Below are 16,274 nucleotides of genomic sequence, written 5' to 3' on the forward strand. Positions count from 1 at the left end.
TTTCCCAGAAATCGGCGACGGATTTTGCGCGGGTCTGCGTTAAAGTGGCAAGGTGCGGGACATCCTCACTGAAGCCGCCGTCATTCCGCATGGATTTCGCCCGTGTCCGACAGGACAGTACGGAGACAAAGCCCGATACATGGTAAGCGATCCGGATGCAGATTTGGTGGCGGATGTCGCTGCGGGAGATGTCCGCGCGATGCAGGCTCTGGTGACGGCCAAACTGCCGAGGATCATGGCGCTTGCCACGCGTATGCTGGGTGATCCGGCAGAGGCGGAAGACATCGCGCAGGAGACCTTCCTGCGCATATGGAAACATGCAGGCACGTGGCGGCAGGGGCGTGCGAAATTCGACACATGGATCCACCGGGTGGCGCTGAACCTCTGTTACGACCGGTTGCGAAAGCGCCGGGAAATATCGGTTGCTGAGCCGCCCGAACAGATTGACGGCAGTGTGCTGCCTGATGCCGCCCTGCCATATGATGGTGACGAGAGCGGTGCCGTGGCGCGCGCCTTGCAGGCCATACCCGCGCGACAAAGGGAGGCGATCGTTCTGGTCTATTATCAGGAGATGTCGAACCGCGAGGCGGCTGATGTCATGCATGTCAGTGTGGACGCACTGGAAAGCCTTCTGGCGCGTGGCCGCCGGGCACTCCATGCGATTTTGAATGAGGGCGACCAATGAACGGGGCGAAGAAGACGCTCATGGATAACAAGGTTTTTTCCGATCTTGTGGCGGCCTATGGTGCCGATCCACAACGCTGGCCGGAAGACCGGCGGCCGGAGGCCATGGCTTATGCGGATACGGCAGACGGCAGGCGCCTGATTGCGCAGGCGGCACCTCTCGATTTTACGCTGTCGGCATATCGTCTTCGCGACCCTTCGGCCATGCTCAACGCGAAGATCATGGCGCAGGCAAAGGCGCAGACCACCAGACGCAGATGGATCGTCCGGTACGGGCTGGGTGCGGGCATGATCGGCATCAGCCTTGCGGGTGCGCTGACGGGAGCGGTTGCCGTCATCAACCTCACGCCACCGCCCGCCCTGACATTGGGCGATACGTTGACCGCGTTCGGAAACCTGCAAACCGAAAACGAAATGACCGAGGAGACGAAATGAGCGATCAGAATTTCCGCTGGATAGTCGTTGTCCTTCTCGTCGCGAATACATTTCTTGTCTGCGCGCTTGCCGGTGCAGGGTTCGTTTATCTGCGGAACGACCCGGCCGCTGCCGCTGCCCGCATGCCGCTTGCGGGCGAACAATTGCCAAAGACCGAAAGGGAGGCCTTCCGGCGCAGCCTTAGCGATGCACGCAGGACCATGCGGGAAACCTCCGCCGAGGCGCGCCAGGCGCGTATCGAGGCGGCGTCCCTGATGGGGGCAGAAACGCTTGACCCGGAGGCATTGTCCGCAGCGCTTGAGCGTGCCCGCAAGGCGGAATATGAGGTCCGCGCCGCAACCGAGATGCAGGCCGTGGAGTTCGCCCGCACATTGTCGCTAGAGGCGCGGCGCCGGCTGGCGGAAGGCTTGCTCGCCCGTGAGGCGCCGAAACCGGCCACGAAATAATCACATTTCAACAACGACGGATTTTGGCCCTGGCGCCCGTTGAATGGTCGATAACGAAACGGAGTTCGTATCGGCCATGTCAAATTCCAGGGAATTGGATGCAGCACTCTGTCTGTGGCGTTTCGGCCTCGGCGCGCGTGAAGGCGATATCCAGGCGATCAAAGACGACCCGCGCGATCTGTTGCGGCTGGAAATTACCGAACGCGCCACACCAATTCCTGTCGGCGCACAGCTTCATTCCAGCGCCGATCTTCTGATATCGCTGATGGCGTATAACAAGGAGATCAAGGCCGAGCGTGAAAAACCTGCTGTCCTTACCGTCGCGGCCACCACCGGCACCGCAGGTGCGACCGCAGGGGCCATGAGCCCACCATCGCCGGCAATGGCAACTGCCGCAAACGCTATGGACAATGCGGGCATGGTGCCGCCTGCCAGTGCTCCACAGGACAAGAAGCCGGACGCGCCGGCCACCAAGCGCCCCTATTTTCCCCAGCAGATACTGCTTGCGGAGGCGGACGCCCGCTTCAACGGCACAATACGCCAGTCGCTGATCGGTTTTGGCGAGCGGTTGGCAATGTTCTGGGCCAACCACTTCGCGGTTGCCACCGGCAAGGGCGGTGATGTGCACATTCTCGCCGGCGCTTTCGAGCGTGAGGCGATCCGTCCGCATGTCTTCGGCAATTTCGAGGATATGCTGGTCGCAGTCGAGACCCACCCCGCCATGCTGTATTTTCTCGACAATCAGCAATCGATCGGACCGAATTCGCAGGCCAACAGGAACGGCAAGCGCGGGCTCAACGAAAACCTCGCGCGCGAAATCATGGAACTGCATACGCTTGGGGTGGATGGCGGCTATAGTCAGGCCGATGTTACAGCACTTGCCCGCATCATCACCGGCTGGAGCGTCTATCGCGATGAGAAGCGTTCGGGTCCGCTTGGCCGATTTTCCTTCAACGCCAACAACCATGAACCCGGCGACCATGCCGTGATGGGCATCACCTATGGTGAAGCGGGGGTAGAGCAGGGGCGGCGGGCGCTGCGAGATCTCGCGCATCATCCGGCGACGGCCAGCCATCTCGCTTACAAGCTGGTACGGCATTTCGTCAGCGACCATCCACCACCGGACCTGGTGGCGAAACTTGCTGCCGCCTACACCAAGAGCCACGGCGATCTTTCCGCCACCTATATGGCGCTTATCGAGGCTGAACAGTCTTGGAGTTCGGCGCTGACCAAGCTCAGACCCCCGTTAGATTTCGTGACGACCGTCATCAGGGCGAGTGGAATAGTGCCAAAACCCGAGCAGGTAATTTCCGTGCTCAACGCGTTGGGTCAGCCGCTGTGGAACCCCTCCGGACCGAACGGTTTTGCCGATGTCACCGATAGCTGGGGTTCTTCCGAGGGCCTGGCAACGCGTATCGATGCCGCCAGTCTGTTCGCCCATCAGGTTGCGGGTTCAATCGATCCGCGCGACTTCGTCGCAGACCGGCTGGGGCCACTTTTGTCCGAGGAGACGAAAAAGGCCGTGCAGCGGGCTGAGAGCAAACCGCAGGGACTGACGATTGCTTTCCTTTCCCCCGAATTCCAGAGGCGTTGACCATGCTGTGTGAACATCTTTCTCCAACCCGCCGCGCTCTTCTTGGCACAGGCGGCGCGCTTTTTGCCTGGGCCTTCATGCCGCGCTTTGCTTTTGCTGCCGGCGGGCGTGACCCACGTTTCGTCACCATCATCCTGCGCGGCGCGCTCGACGGGCTGACCGCCGTGCCGCCCGTCGGCGACCCCGACTATGAGGCGCTAAGGCAACAGATCGCCATGCGCACTGAAGGCGACAATCCAGCCCTCGCGCTCGATGGTTTCTTTGCGCTCCATCCATCCCTTCGCAATTTCCAGCGGCTGTACCGGAAGGGCGAGGCAGCGGTGGTCCACGCCAGCGCCACCGGTTATCGTGACCGTTCGCATTTTGATGGCCAGGATGTGCTGGAATCTGGTTTTCCGACCCCCGGCCATGTCGCGACGGGTTGGCTGAACCGTCTGCTCGAACAGTTGCCGGCGGGTGAAGCCATCAATCCAGCTGCGGCCGGGCAGCGGGTGAGCGGCCTTGCCATTGGCGCCAGCGCTCCGCTTGTCATTCGCGGCAAGGCACCGATATTGGGATGGGCGCCATCCGTTCTCAAACCCGCCGATGGCGATCTCGCTCCGCGCCTTGCCGATCTCTACGGCCAGACGGACCCGATGCTGGCGGCATTGCTTGCCGAGGGCATCGAAACCGGCAGGATCGCCTCCGGCGTCGATATCAAGGCGCGCGGTGGTCCGGGTGATCCTGTTGGCATGGAGCAGATGGCGCGGGGTGCCGCACGGCTGATTGCGCACCCAGAAGGGCCGCGCGTTGCGGCGCTGGCTTTCGAGGGTTGGGACACCCATGCCCATGAGGTCGAGCGTCTTTCAAAATTGTTGAGCGGGCTGGACAATGCGCTTGCCGCCTTCGAGCAGGAGCTGGGGCCGGTCTGGAAGGATACGGCCATATTGGTCGCGACGGAATTTGGCCGTACCGCCCGTATCAACGGTACGGAAGGAACTGACCACGGAACGGCAACAACGGCCTTTCTCGCCGGCGGCAGCATCCGTGGCGGGCGTGTCATCGCCGATTGGCCCGGCCTCAAGCTCGCGCAGTTGCGGGATGGGCGGGACCTTGCGCCCACGACGGATATTCGCGCGATCATCAAGGGCCTCGCGGTCGATCATCTCGGCGCAAGCGCTGCCATGCTCGACAAGGCGGTCTTTCCCGGTTCGGAGGCCATCCGGCCCATGAAGGGACTGATCGTCTGAGGCTCGAAAAGGCGTGAAACGAAGATATGGCGCGCGTCGAACGATCCCGTTCATCGAGGACGCGCTTCCGCCTCTTCATATCCCTGTCATAATAGTGTCTGATATCGATATCGTTTTTGATACGGACATTGTGTAGACGAACAGCCGTTGCACGCTCAGGGAGCTTTTTCGTGAAGTCGTCAACGCAAACCATCCGCACTGAAGCGGCCACCCCTCGAAGCGGCACGCCCGGCGAAGTTTTTACGGCGTTCCTGAAGCTCGGGGTCACCTCCTTCGGCGGTCCCATCGCCCATCTCGGTTATTTTCGCGATGAGCTGGTTGTGCGGCGCAAATGGATCGACGAGGCGGGTTATGCCGATCTCGTGGCGCTCTGCCAGTTCTTGCCGGGGCCGGCCTCCAGCCAGGTCGGTTTTGCCTTTGGGTTGCTGCGGGCAGGGCCGCTCGGTGCGCTGGCGGCCTGGACGGCCTTCACCCTGCCGTCCGCTATCCTCCTGCTTCTCTTCGCCATGGTCGCCGCGTCGATAGAAGGGCCGGTCGGTACCGGCCTGTTGCATGGCCTCAAGATCGTTGCGGTCGCCGTGGTGGCGCAGGCCGTCTGGGGCATGGCAAAGAACCTTGCCCCAGATAGACAGCGTGCCAGCATCGCGCTCGTCGGCATCATCTGCGTGGTGTTTGTCGCGGGGGCTTTTGGCCAGATTCTGGCGCTTGCCTTGGGTGCCATTGCGGGGCTTTTCTTCTGCCGCAGCGAGGCCGCGCGTCAGGCATCCCATCTCGCATTCCGGGTGCCGAAAAGTGTCGGATACATTGCGCTTGCCACTTTCGCGCTCCTGCTGGCCTTCCTGCCGGTCTTCGCGGCGATGGCCGGCTCGCAAGGCCTCTCATTGTTCGATGCGTTCTATCGTGCCGGCGCCCTTGTCTTTGGTGGCGGCCATGTGGTGCTGCCGTTGCTCCAATCGGCAGTGGTTTCCACGGGCTGGGTGACGGAAGATGCGTTTATCGCCGGTTACGGTGCAACCCAGGCCGTTCCCGGCCCGCTGTTCACCTTCGCGGCCTACCTCGGCGCTGTGGTGGGGCCGCAGCCGAACGGTATTGCGGGAGCAGTCATTGCGCTTGTCGCGATCTTTTTGCCGGGCATGCTACTGCTCGTCGGTGCGCTGCCCTTCTGGGAGGGGTTTCGCAAGCACCTTCTGGCGCAGGCTGCCATGCGCGGCGCAAATGCCGCCGTCGTTGGCATTCTCGGGGCCGCGCTTTATGATCCGGTGTGGACAAGCGCCATATTCATGCCGAAGGATTTTGCACTTGCGCTGACGGGTTTCATCCTGTTGACGGTGTGGAAGACGCCGCCATGGATCGTGGTGGTCATCTGCGCGATTGGTGGCGTTCTGCTCGCCCTGTCATAGGCCGTCTTACGCAGGACCGATATTGGTAAACATCCAGTCCGAGAAGGCCCGCATGGCTGGTGTCGGCGGCTTTGATTGCAGCCTCGTCAGCCAGTAGCTGCCGAGCGATATGGTGACGGGGAAGGGCTGGACGATAGCCCCGGATGCCAGATGCCGCGAGAACATCGATGGCGGGGCGAGCGCCACGCCGAGCCCTTGCAATGCGGCCTCCATCATGCCGAGCGAGGTATCGAAAACGATGCCGGCATTCACCTGCGCCACCGGTGTTACGCCAGCCGCTGCAAACCACGTGGCCCATTCGTCAGACCTGTAGCTGCGCAACAGCGTGGCGTCCGCGAGATCAGCGGGGGATTTCAGTGTCTCCGCCAGTTTCGGCGTACAGAGAGGCGAAAGGGGCGCCTCGAAAAGCCGGAATGCATCCGTGCCATGCCAGGAGCCCTGGCCGAATCGAATGGCGAAATCGAGACCTTCGGCGGCCATTTCCACGCGGTTGTTGTTGGTGGAAACGCGCACGTCGATGAACGGGTGCCGCTTTTGAAATTCCCTCAGCCGCGGCAGCAGCCAGCCCACGGCAAAGGTTCCCACGACGCCCAGAAACAGCAGTTCGCGCACCTGACCGGCTTCGATCCTGTCGAGCGTGATCGCCATCTGGTCGAAAGAGCTGGTGACCGTCGGTAGCAGGGCTTCGCCTTCCGCGGTGATTTTCAGGCCTCTTGGAAGCCGTTGAAAAAGGGAAACCCCCAATCGTTTTTCGAGGCCCTTCACCTGTTGGCTCACAGCCGCCTGCGTCACGCAGAGCTCTATGGCCGCGCGGGTGAAACTGAGGTGCCGCGCTGATGCCTCAAATGCCCTCAAGCCGTTCAGTGGAAGAAATTGCCGAACCATTCAAGACCTAGATTTTGTTATGCCTCGTCCGAGATATCATGATTTGTTCGTGCAATGTAGGGCGGTTAAACGTCTTTCGCTGGGGACGGCGCAGGCGCCGAAAATCCACTTGAGGTTTTGGAGAACGCGAAAGATGAAACTTAATCGCAGACATATTGCATTGGCCACATTGATCTCGACGAGCCTGTTCACGCAGGCTTTTGCCGCTGATGATGCCAGGCTGAAAGCGATAACGGATGCAGCGATCAAGCCGGTGATGGAGAAGAACGGTATTCCGGGTCTGGCCGTTGGCATCAGTGTCGATGGCGAAAACCACGTCTTCACCTACGGTGTCATGTCCAAAACTACGGGCCAGCCGGTTACCCCGCAGACGATTTTCGAGCTGGGTTCCATCAGCAAGACATTCACGGTCACGCTCAGTACCTATGCGGAGACGCAGGGCAAACTGTCACTATCAGGCAAGGTCGAAGACTATCTTCCCTCCATGAAGAGCAAACCGTTTGGCGATGTCACGCTGATGCATCTTGGCACTCACACCGCCGGCGGCTTTCCGTTGCAGGTGCCGGACAATGTCAAGACGGAGCCGCAGCTTTTGGCCTATCTCAAGGCATGGAAGCCCGCATACAAGGCGGGAACGCACAGAACCTACGCCAATCCCAGCATCGGAATGCTCGGATACGTCACCGCAAAGGCCATGGGCCAAAGCTATGACAGCGCAATGCAGGACGTACTGTTTCCGGCGCTTGGATTGAAGAGCACCTTCACCGTGGTGCCCAAGGCAAAGATGGCCGATTATGCGCAGGGTTATAAGAGAACCGGCGAACCGGCCCGCATGACGCCAGCCATTCTGTCATCGGAGGCTTACGGGGTCAGATCGACGGCAACCGACATGATCCGTTTCGTCAATGCGAATATGGGGCTGGAAAAGCTGGACGGAAAACTCCAGCAGGCGATCGCCAACACTCATACGGGATATTTCAGCGTTGGCGCGATGACGCAGGATATGATCTGGGAGCAATATGCCTACCCAGCCGCGCTGAAAACACTGATCGAAACGAACTCCGGCGCCTTGCTCAAGACGGTGCCGGTATCGGAAATTTCGCCGCCGATAAAGCCGCGTGGCGATGTCTTCATCAACAAGACCGGCTCCACCAACGGTTTCGGCGCCTATGTGGCGTTCATACCGGAGCAAAAACTCGGTATCGTCATTCTGGCCAATAAAAACTATCCCAATGAGGATCGTGTTGCCGTGGCTTACGAGATTTTGAACGGACTCAAAAGCTCCGAATGATGTCAGTGCTGGCGTAAACGCGTACAGGACAAGGGTGGCATTTCGGTCGTGATTCATTTGCTCGCCTGCATTGTCATCCCTGCCTTGAAAGCATGCATTTCCGACCCTGAAAATCGGCGTATGCCCATATTTTGAGCGCTTGTAATCAAGGCTCAAAAATGGGCTTGACGTCTGCCGAAATTTCTCACCAAATGAACCAATGTTCGATTGGTTCACACAAATGGTGCGGCTTGGCGACAAACCCTAACGACAATTCAAACTACGCTCTGGCAAAGCTTCGCGAGTATATTCAGACGAAGAATCTCGCGAATGACGGCCGCCTGCCGACGGAGCGGGCATTTGCCGAGACCTTCAATGTCGGCCGCCGGTCAATCCGCCGTGCTCTGGAGGTTCTGGAGGCCGAGGGTCTTATCTGGCGTCGCCAGGGGGCCGGAACCTTTGTGGGTGAAAAGCCGGACGATTGGTCCACCCAGGTTACCGAAATGGTCGCCAGCACCGATATCATGGAAATCATGGAAGTCCGCCTGCGCATCGAACCGCAACTGGCGCAGCTTGCAGCCATGCGCGCCAAGCCCGCCGAGGTAGAGCGCATGCGCGCGCTCGTCAAGAAGACCGGCGAAAGCACGGATGCCGATGCCAAGGAATTGTGGGACGGCTCGCTCCACCGCCAGATAGCCCAGAGTGCTGGCAACAAGCTGTTCCTGTCGATCTTCGATGTCGTGAACCGTATTCGCCAGGACGATGCCTGGCAGTCGATACGCGAACTCGCCCGGCGCAGTGGCACGAATGGCAAGGCGTCTTTCGAACAGCATGTCGCCATCGTCGATGCCATTGCCGATCGCGATCCGGCGCGTGCCGGAGAGGCGATGCGCCAGCACCTTCTCATGCATCAGGAACGATTGATCCGCGCCACTTCGCTCGGGTTTCAGGAGGAGAGCGCTGCGGAAGACCGTGCGGCGAAGAGCATCAACGAAGCCGACAATCCGCTTGCTCCGGCCTCATAGGCCGCGGACGAGAACCCGCCGGTCCTTCGGGGCTGGCCAATGACAAAAGTCAAAGAAAACCAGACCAGAGGATCGAACATGAAGAAAATCTACACACTGACTGCGGCGCTGTTGGCAAGCGCGTTTCTGACCGCACCAGCCATGTCTTCCGAATTGCGCATCGGCCTCAACGATGACGCGGACGTGCTTGATCCCGCGCAATCGCGCACCTTCGTCGGCCGTATCGTCTACACCTCCATGTGCGACAAGCTGGTGGATATCTCGCAGGACATGAAGATCGTTCCCCAACTTGCCACCGAATGGGCCTGGTCCGAGGGTGGCAAGGTGCTGACGATGAAAATTCGCGATGGCGTGAAGTTCCACGACGGCGAGACGCTGGATGCGGCCGCCGTCGTTGCCACCATCGAGCGCAACATGACCCTTCCGGAATCTCGCCGCAAGAGCGAGTTGTCCTCGGTTGAAAAGGTTGAGGCCACCGGGCCGCTGGAAGTCAAGTTCACGCTGAAGACGCCCGATGTCACGCTGCTTGCCCAGCTTTCAGATCGCGCGGGCATGATCGTCGCGCCGAAGGCCGCCAAGGAACTGGGCGCGAATTTCGGCTCCAAGCCGGTTTGCGCCGGACCGTTCAAATTCGTCGAGCGCATCCAGCAGGACCGTATCGTCCTCGAAAAATTCGCGGATTATTGGGACAAGGACAAGATCAAGGTCGACAAGATCGTCTACTTGCCAATTCCCGATACCACTGTGAAGCTTGCAAACCTCCGCTCTGGCGATCTCGACATTGCCGAACGTATCTCGGCGTCCGATGCGGAATCCGTCAAGAATGACCCCAAATTGACCTATGCGGACGTGATCGGTCCGGGCTACATGGCCATGTATGTCAACATCAACAACGGCGCGCGCGCTGACAATCCGCTCGGCAAGGACAAGCGCCTGCGTCAGGCCTTCTCCTATGCGATTGACCGCGAAGCGATCGGCCAGATCGTGTTTGAGGGTACGTCCAAGGCCGGCAATCAGTCATTCCCGCCGACAAGCCCCTGGTTCAACCAGAACCTGCCGGTGCCGCCCCGCGACATCGACAAAGCCAAGCAGTTGATGAAGGAGGCTGGCTACGAGAAGCTCGATATCGAACTTCAGCACGCCAACAACACCACGCAGACGCAGATGATGCAGGTGATCCAGTCCATGGTGGCGGAGGCTGGCTTCAACGTGACGCTGAAGGCCACCGAATTTGCGACGCTTCTTTCCGAACAGACCGCCGGCAACTATCAGCTCAGCCGTTCCGACTGGTCTGGTCGTATCGATCCCGATGGCAATCTTCACCAGTTCGTCACCTGCAAGGGCGGCATCAACGATGTGAAATATTGTAATCCTGAAGTCGACAAGCTGCTGAACGAAGCACGCGCCTCGACTGAAGATGCGGTCCGCAAGGAGAAATACGATGCGGCAAGCGTCATCCTAAACGACGAGATGCCGATCATCTATCTCGGCCACCAGCCCTATGCCTATGCCATTTCCAAGAAGGTCAAGGGCTGGGAGCCTTCGCCTGATGGCATGATCCGCCTTCTCGGCGTCAGCAAGGACTAAGCGCTTCAAATCCGCCGCACGGCTTGCCGTGCGGCCCTCCAGAACGTGCACGAACGGGGGCAATGCCATGCCTGTCTATATCGGCAAGCGACTGCTGGTCGCGATCCCGACGCTTTTGATCATCTCCATCTTCGTCTTCTCGCTGCAGAAACTGTTGCCGGGTGATCCTGTTCTCGCCATGGCGGGTGAGGAGCGTGATCCGGCGACGATTGAATTCCTGCGGGAGAAGTATCGCCTGAACGACCCGGTACCGCTCCAGTACATCAACTGGCTGGGCGGCGTGGTGACCGGCGATTTCGGTATTTCGCTGAGGACCAACCAGCCGGTGCTGGAACTGATCGGCCAGAAGCTGCCGGTCACCATCCAGCTGGCTGTGATGGCGATGTTCTTTGCGATGGTCATCGGTATTCCGATAGGCATTCTGGCCGCCGTCAAGAAAAACACATGGATCGACTACACCGCCAATATCGTGGCGCTTTCCGGCCTGTCGATCCCGAATTTCTGGCTCGGCATCATGCTGATCCTGCTGGTGTCAGTGAAGCTCGGCTGGCTGCCGGCATCCGGATATGAATCGATATTCGTCGACCCCGTTCGCTCCATCGAGACGATGATCATGCCCGCCTTCGTGCTCGGCAATGCGCTTGCGGCAACGTTGATGCGCCACACGCGTTCGGCAATGGTCGCGGTTTTGAGTTCAGACTATATCCGCACCGCCCGCGCCAAGGGGCTTTCGCCGCGCGAGATCATCCTGTCGCACAGTTTTCGCAACGCGCTTCTGCCCGTCATCACGCTGTTGGCACTGCTTTTCGGTGAGTTGCTGGCCGGTGCGGTTCTGACGGAGCAGATATTCACCATTCCCGGCTTCGGCAAGATGACCGTCGATGCGGTCTTCACCCGCGATTACGCCGTCGTCCAGGGCATCGTGCTCTGCACCGCGGTCGGCTTCATCCTCATGAACCTGCTGGCGGACATTGCCTATGTCCTGCTTAACCCTCGCCTCAGGGCGACGATCTGAGGCCTGATATCATGACCGCTCTCGATCAAAACCTGTCCGTACCGGTGCCGCGGCAGGAAAGCCGCGCCTGGAAGAAAATGAAGCGCAACAAATCGGCGCTCGCCGGTCTGATTATCGTGCTTTTCTTCACGGTACTTGCCGTTGCAGCACCGATCCTGCCGATTGCTGACCCTATTGCGACCAGCTGGTCGGCCATCCGCAAGGCGCCGTCCGCCGCCCACTGGCTCGGCACCGACGATCTTGGCCGTGATATCCTTTCGCGCATGATTTATGGCGCGCGCGCCTCGCTGATGGCGGGTGTTGTCTCCGTCATGATTGCGGTGGTCATCGGCGTGCCCTTCGGGTTGATCGCCGGTTATTTCGGTGGCTGGGTGGATATGGTCATATCGCGCATCACCGAAGCGCTGCTGGCTATGCCGTTCCTCATCATGGCTATTGCCCTTGCGGCCTTCCTTGGCCCGAGCCTTACCAATGCGATGATCGCCATCGGGCTTTCCGCCATGCCGATTTTCGTTCGGTTGACCCGTGGTCAGGTGCTAGCGGTCAAGATGGAAGATTATGTCGAGGGGGCAAGGTCGATTGGCCTCAACCACTTCGACATCATGACACGATACATCCTGCCAAATGTCTTTGCTCCCATCATCGTGCAGGCGACCTTGACGGTTGCGACGGCCATCATTGCGGAAGCGAGCCTGTCCTTCCTCGGCCTTGGCCAGCAGGCACCGGCGCCGTCGTGGGGTTCCATGCTGAACACCGCGAAGAACTTTCTGAGCCAGGCGCCGTGGATGACGATGTGGCCCGGCATTGCAATTTTCCTCGTCGTCATAGGCTTCAATCTCCTGGGCGATGGCCTGCGTGATGCGCTCGATCCGCGCGAAGCATGATTTCTCATAAGGAACTGACTGAATGACCGAATTTACCACACGCCCCGAGATCCTTGGCACATTCGGCGTCGTCACCTCGACGCACTGGATCGCATCGGCCGTGGGCATGGCAATCCTCGAAAAGGGAGGTAACGCCTTCGACGCAGCGGTTGCCACCGGCTTCGTGCTGCAGATCGTCGAACCGCATCTCTGTGGCCCCGGCGGCGACATGCCTGCCGTCTTTTATTCAAAGAAGAAGGACAAGGTCGAAGTCATCTGCGCGCAGGGGCCTGCTCCGAGTGGCGCCACCATCGAGCACTATACCTCGGAGGGGCTTAAGCTGATCCCCGGCGATGGTCTGCTTGCAACCGTCATTCCCGGAGCCTTCGATGGCTGGATGCTGATGCTGCGCGACTACGGCACGATGAGCGTGCGCGAGGTGCTGGAACCAGCCATCTATTATGCCGAATACGGACATCCGACTCTGCCGCGCGTTTCCGCCACCATCAAGGGGCTGGCGGAATTCTTCGAAAAGGAATGGCCGACATCCTACGAGACCTGGCTGCCGGGTGGTGCCGCACCCGAGCCGCACGCCCTTTTCAGGAATCCTGTACTTGCGGAAACCTACAAGCGGATCGTCACTGAATCCGAAGCGCGTTCGGGTCGCGAAAACCAGATTGAAGCCGCACGCGACGCTTTCTATCGGGGTTTCGTAGCGGAAGCCATCGACACTTACGTCAAGACCGCTGAAGTCATGGATGCAAGCGGCACCAAGCACAAGGGCGTGCTGACGGCGCAGGATATGGCGGACTGGAGCGCGACCATCGAAGCGCCGCAGACGCTTGATTATCTTGACTGGACGATTGCAAAGACGCCTGCCTGGGGGCAGGGACCGGTTTTGTTGCAGTCGCTCGCCCTGTTGAAAGGCTTCGATCTTGCGGCCATGGACCCGTCCGGCCCCGATTTCATCCACACCATCGTTGAGGCCATGAAGCTCGCCTTTGCCGACCGTGAGGTCTATTACGGCGATCCTGATTTCGGCCAGATTCCGACGGAATATCTTCTCTCTGAAGGCTACAATGCCGGGCGTCGTAAACTGATCGGCACCGAGGCGTCGCTCGATCTGCGTCCCGGCATCGTGCCGGGTTACGAGAAGCAGGTGGACGCCACCATGGCCATGCTCGCCGAAATGAGCGGCAAGGGCACCGTCTACGAGCCCACCATGTCGCATCTTACCGAAAAACGCGGCGATACCGTGCATATCGATGTCATAGACCGCTGGGGCAACATGGTCTCAACCACGCCGTCCGGCGGCTGGCTGCAATCATCGCCAATCGTTCCGGGATTGGGCTTTGCGCTCAATTCCCGCGCCCAGATGTTCTGGTTGAAGGAAGGCCTGCCGACCTCGCTCGCACCGGGAAAACGCCCGCGCACCACGTTGACACCCTCGCTCGCGCTGCATCAGGGACGCCCTTCCATGGTGTTCGGTACTCCGGGCGGCGATCAGCAGGATCAGTGGCAGCTGCCCTTCTTCCTGCGTTATGCGCATCACGGCAAGAACCTGCAGGCGGCCATCGACATGCCGCTGTTCCATACCTCGCATTTTCCGGGCTCGTTTTATCCGCGCACCAGTTCGCCGGGCGAGATCATGGTGGAAAGCACCGTGGGTGATATCACGCTGCAGGAGCTTCGCCGCCGCGGACACAAGGTCACCGTTGCCGATGCGTGGTCGGTGGGGCGCCTGACTGCCGCAAAGCGGGATGCCGATGGCCTGCTGCGGGCCGCCGCAACCCCGCGACTGATGCAGGCCTATGCTGTGGGACGATGACATCATGAATAAGACGCCTGTTCTCTCCGTTAGAAACCTGACCACTTCTTTTCTCGTCGATGATGCTTGGAAGAGCGTCGTCCGTAACGTCTCCTTCGATGTCGCTCCGGGCGAAACCGTCGCGATTGTCGGCGAGTCCGGTTCGGGAAAGTCCGTCACCTCGCTGTCCATCATGCGCCTGCTTAGCCCCGCTTTCAGCCGGATTGAGGGTGAAGTTCTCTTGAACGGGCGCAATCTTCTGGCGCTTTCCGAGAAGGAAATGCGGGGCGTGCGGGGCAACGACGTCTCGATGATATTTCAGGAGCCTATGACGTCGCTCAATCCCATCTTCACGATCGGCCGCCAGATTTCCGAGGTCCTCATCCGGCACAAGGGCTTTTCGAAGCAGCAGGCAAGGGCGGAGACGGTCCGGCTTCTCGAAAAGGTTCGTATTCCCAACGCGGCCGGTCGCTTTGACGAGTATCCGCATCAGTTTTCCGGTGGCATGCGCCAGCGCGTGATGATCGCAATGGCGCTCGCTTCCCGGCCGAAACTGCTGATCGCCGATGAACCGACGACCGCGCTCGACGTCACCATTCAGGGCCAGATTCTCGATCTGATCAAACTGCTTCAGGAAGAGGAGGGCATGTCGGTCCTCTTCATTACTCATGATATGGGCGTCGTGGCGGAGATCGCCGACCGCACCATTGTGATGTTCCGGGGCGATGAGGTCGAGACCGGACCAACCGGGGATATATTCCAGCGCGGCAAGCATCCCTATACGCGGGCGCTGCTTTCGGCGGTGCCGAAGCTCGGCTCGATGCGCGACCGGCAGTGGCCGACGCGCTTTCCGGTACTCGACATGAAAACCGGCCTGTCGACCGAGCCGGTAGAAGTGGCCGAAACGGTTACGAGCGGACAGACACCTGTCCTGTCGGTCAAGAACCTCGTGACGCGGTTTCCCATCCGCTCCGGCCTTTTGGCCCGGCAGACGGGTGCGGTTCACGCGGTCGAAAACGTCTCCTTCGATCTGTTTCAGGGGGAGACGCTTGCACTGGTCGGCGAGTCCGGTTGCGGAAAGTCGACGACCGGCCGCTCGATCATGCGTCTTGTCGAACCGACGGCCGGCGAGGTTTCGCTCGATGGTTACGATGTGATGCGGCTCGATACCGTCGGCCTGCGCAATATGCGTAAGTCCGTACAGATGATCTTTCAGGATCCGTTCTCGTCGCTCAATCCGCGCATGACGGTGGGTACGGCGATTTCCGAACCCTTCATCAAGCACAAACTGGGCACCACGAAGCAGGCGAAGGAAAAGACTGCCGATCTCCTCGAAAAGGTTGGTCTAACCGCCGACATGGCGAGCCGCTATCCTCACGAATTTTCCGGCGGCCAGCGCCAGCGCATCGCGATTGCCCGTGCGCTTGCCCTCGATCCGAAGGTCATTGTTGCCGACGAAAGCGTGTCAGCTCTTGATGTTTCGATCAAGGCGCAGGTCTGCAACCTGCTCCTCGACCTGCAACAGAGCCTCGATCTCGCCTTCCTCTTCATCTCCCACGATATGGCGGTGGTGGAGCGCGTCAGCCATCGCGTCGCGGTGATGTATCTCGGCGAGATTGTGGAGATCGGCCCGCGCGCTGCTGTTTTCGACAATCCGCAACATGCCTACACGAAGAAACTTATGGCGGCAGTGCCGGTACCCGATCCGGCGCGACGCGGTATAAAGCGCGGCATATCCAACGATGAACTGAAAAGCCCGATACGGCCGATGGGATTTCAAACGCCGACGCGAAACTATAAAACCGTTTCCCCGGGCCATCTGGTTCAGGTTGTTTAAGGCAATTCTGGCATTCCGGGTTGAAAAACCGTGAAGTTTCGCACCGCTATCCGCTATTCTGAGCGGAATATTTTTTACAGCCTTGCTCAACGCGCGTCGTCAAAAGTGGTTCCCATATGAATCGAAAATAAAACGTTCGATTCAATGCGCCGCATATTCTAGTTTGCGCGCGAATGAGGTGCATGCCGGGAATTTAC

At 59.7% G+C, this 16,274-nt stretch carries 14 protein-coding genes; 13 read left to right on the plus strand and 1 reads right to left on the minus strand.

Going from position 1 to position 16,274, the window contains the following annotated elements; genetic code table 11:
* The first annotated feature begins 139 nt into the window (after window positions 1-139).
* The 6 genes from ASD46_RS22310 (at window position 140) to chrA (ending at window position 5,788) form a co-directional block, all read left to right on the plus strand.
* On the plus strand, window positions 140-685 hold the full coding sequence (locus ASD46_RS22310) for an RNA polymerase sigma factor (RefSeq protein WP_019566427.1): 546 nt from the start codon (window positions 140-142) through the stop codon (window positions 683-685).
* A gap of 20 nt (window positions 686-705) precedes the next feature.
* A complete protein-coding gene (locus tag ASD46_RS22315) occupies window positions 706-1,119 on the plus strand; it encodes a hypothetical protein (protein ID WP_236759185.1) in 414 nt (137 codons plus the stop codon).
* Window positions 1,116-1,565 (plus strand): periplasmic heavy metal sensor, encoded by a 450-nt coding sequence (locus ASD46_RS22320; protein ID WP_003517770.1) that lies wholly within the window; start codon window positions 1,116-1,118, stop codon window positions 1,563-1,565. The genes ASD46_RS22315 and ASD46_RS22320 overlap by 4 nt, the downstream gene beginning before the upstream one ends.
* A 76-nt stretch (window positions 1,566-1,641) precedes the next feature.
* A complete protein-coding gene (locus ASD46_RS22325; protein WP_323455142.1) occupies window positions 1,642-3,159 on the plus strand; it encodes a DUF1800 family protein in 1,518 nt (505 codons plus the stop codon).
* 2 nt (window positions 3,160-3,161) lie between these two features.
* The gene (locus tag ASD46_RS22330; RefSeq protein WP_060642692.1) at window positions 3,162-4,388 is read left to right on the plus strand and encodes a DUF1501 domain-containing protein; all 1,227 of its coding nucleotides are present in this window, start codon (window positions 3,162-3,164) and stop codon (window positions 4,386-4,388) included.
* Window positions 4,389-4,558: 170 nt separating this feature from the next.
* Complete coding sequence (gene chrA, locus ASD46_RS22335; protein WP_060642693.1) at window positions 4,559-5,788, plus strand: chromate efflux transporter; 1,230 nt, start codon at window positions 4,559-4,561, stop codon at window positions 5,786-5,788.
* A 6-nt stretch (window positions 5,789-5,794) separates the two neighbouring features.
* On the opposite strand, the gene ASD46_RS22340 is transcribed toward chrA, so the two are convergent.
* Window positions 5,795-6,673, minus strand: a complete 879-nt coding sequence (locus ASD46_RS22340; RefSeq protein WP_060642694.1) for a LysR substrate-binding domain-containing protein — start codon at window positions 6,671-6,673, stop codon at window positions 5,795-5,797.
* Between the two features lie 133 nt (window positions 6,674-6,806).
* On the opposite strand from ASD46_RS22340, the gene ampC reads away from it, so the two are divergent.
* From ampC to ASD46_RS22375, 7 genes are all read left to right on the plus strand, one after another.
* The gene (gene ampC / locus ASD46_RS22345; protein WP_060642695.1) at window positions 6,807-7,964 is read left to right on the plus strand and encodes a class C beta-lactamase; all 1,158 of its coding nucleotides are present in this window, start codon (window positions 6,807-6,809) and stop codon (window positions 7,962-7,964) included.
* Between the two features lie 191 nt (window positions 7,965-8,155).
* On the plus strand, window positions 8,156-8,968 hold the full coding sequence (locus tag ASD46_RS22350; protein ID WP_060642696.1) for a FadR/GntR family transcriptional regulator: 813 nt from the start codon (window positions 8,156-8,158) through the stop codon (window positions 8,966-8,968).
* A 78-nt stretch (window positions 8,969-9,046) separates the two neighbouring features.
* The gene (locus ASD46_RS22355) at window positions 9,047-10,555 is read left to right on the plus strand and encodes an ABC transporter substrate-binding protein (RefSeq protein ID WP_060642795.1); all 1,509 of its coding nucleotides are present in this window, start codon (window positions 9,047-9,049) and stop codon (window positions 10,553-10,555) included.
* A 67-nt stretch (window positions 10,556-10,622) separates the two neighbouring features.
* Complete coding sequence (locus tag ASD46_RS22360; RefSeq protein WP_003499573.1) at window positions 10,623-11,570, plus strand: ABC transporter permease; 948 nt, start codon at window positions 10,623-10,625, stop codon at window positions 11,568-11,570.
* A gap of 11 nt (window positions 11,571-11,581) precedes the next feature.
* Window positions 11,582-12,454: an ABC transporter permease gene (locus ASD46_RS22365; RefSeq protein ID WP_013761355.1), complete on the plus strand. Its 873-nt coding sequence runs from the start codon at window positions 11,582-11,584 to the stop codon at window positions 12,452-12,454.
* A 22-nt stretch (window positions 12,455-12,476) separates the two neighbouring features.
* Complete coding sequence (locus ASD46_RS22370; RefSeq protein WP_060642697.1) at window positions 12,477-14,261, plus strand: gamma-glutamyltransferase family protein; 1,785 nt, start codon at window positions 12,477-12,479, stop codon at window positions 14,259-14,261.
* Window positions 14,262-14,265: 4 nt separating this feature from the next.
* Window positions 14,266-16,077, plus strand: coding sequence for an ABC transporter ATP-binding protein (locus tag ASD46_RS22375; protein ID WP_060642796.1), 1,812 nt, complete (start codon window positions 14,266-14,268; stop codon window positions 16,075-16,077).
* Window positions 16,078-16,274: the final 197 nt, after the last annotated feature.

Origin of the sequence: Rhizobium sp. Root491 (genome assembly GCF_001427205.1) — a bacterium.
Classification (GTDB): domain Bacteria; phylum Pseudomonadota; class Alphaproteobacteria; order Rhizobiales; family Rhizobiaceae; genus Agrobacterium; species Agrobacterium tumefaciens.

What these genes read in the sequence shown, in the direction of transcription:
- ASD46_RS22310 (WP_019566427.1), top strand. Translation starts at nt 140, where the DNA reads ATGGTAAGCGATCCGGATGCAGATTTGGTGGCGGATGTCGCTGCGGGA.
- ASD46_RS22355 (WP_060642795.1), top strand. Translation starts at nt 9,047, where the DNA reads ATGAAGAAAATCTACACACTGACTGCGGCGCTGTTGGCAAGCGCGTTT.
- ASD46_RS22340 (WP_060642694.1), bottom strand. Translation starts at nt 6,673, where the DNA reads ATGGTTCGGCAATTTCTTCCACTGAACGGCTTGAGGGCATTTGAGGCA.
- ampC (WP_060642695.1), top strand. Translation starts at nt 6,807, where the DNA reads ATGAAACTTAATCGCAGACATATTGCATTGGCCACATTGATCTCGACG.
- ASD46_RS22370 (WP_060642697.1), top strand. Translation starts at nt 12,477, where the DNA reads ATGACCGAATTTACCACACGCCCCGAGATCCTTGGCACATTCGGCGTC.
- ASD46_RS22350 (WP_060642696.1), top strand. Translation starts at nt 8,156, where the DNA reads ATGAACCAATGTTCGATTGGTTCACACAAATGGTGCGGCTTGGCGACA.
- ASD46_RS22320 (WP_003517770.1), top strand. Translation starts at nt 1,116, where the DNA reads ATGAGCGATCAGAATTTCCGCTGGATAGTCGTTGTCCTTCTCGTCGCG.
- ASD46_RS22365 (WP_013761355.1), top strand. Translation starts at nt 11,582, where the DNA reads ATGACCGCTCTCGATCAAAACCTGTCCGTACCGGTGCCGCGGCAGGAA.
- ASD46_RS22325 (WP_323455142.1), top strand. Translation starts at nt 1,642, where the DNA reads ATGTCAAATTCCAGGGAATTGGATGCAGCACTCTGTCTGTGGCGTTTC.
- ASD46_RS22375 (WP_060642796.1), top strand. Translation starts at nt 14,266, where the DNA reads ATGAATAAGACGCCTGTTCTCTCCGTTAGAAACCTGACCACTTCTTTT.
- ASD46_RS22315 (WP_236759185.1), top strand. Translation starts at nt 706, where the DNA reads ATGGATAACAAGGTTTTTTCCGATCTTGTGGCGGCCTATGGTGCCGAT.
- ASD46_RS22360 (WP_003499573.1), top strand. Translation starts at nt 10,623, where the DNA reads ATGCCTGTCTATATCGGCAAGCGACTGCTGGTCGCGATCCCGACGCTT.
- ASD46_RS22330 (WP_060642692.1), top strand. Translation starts at nt 3,162, where the DNA reads ATGCTGTGTGAACATCTTTCTCCAACCCGCCGCGCTCTTCTTGGCACA.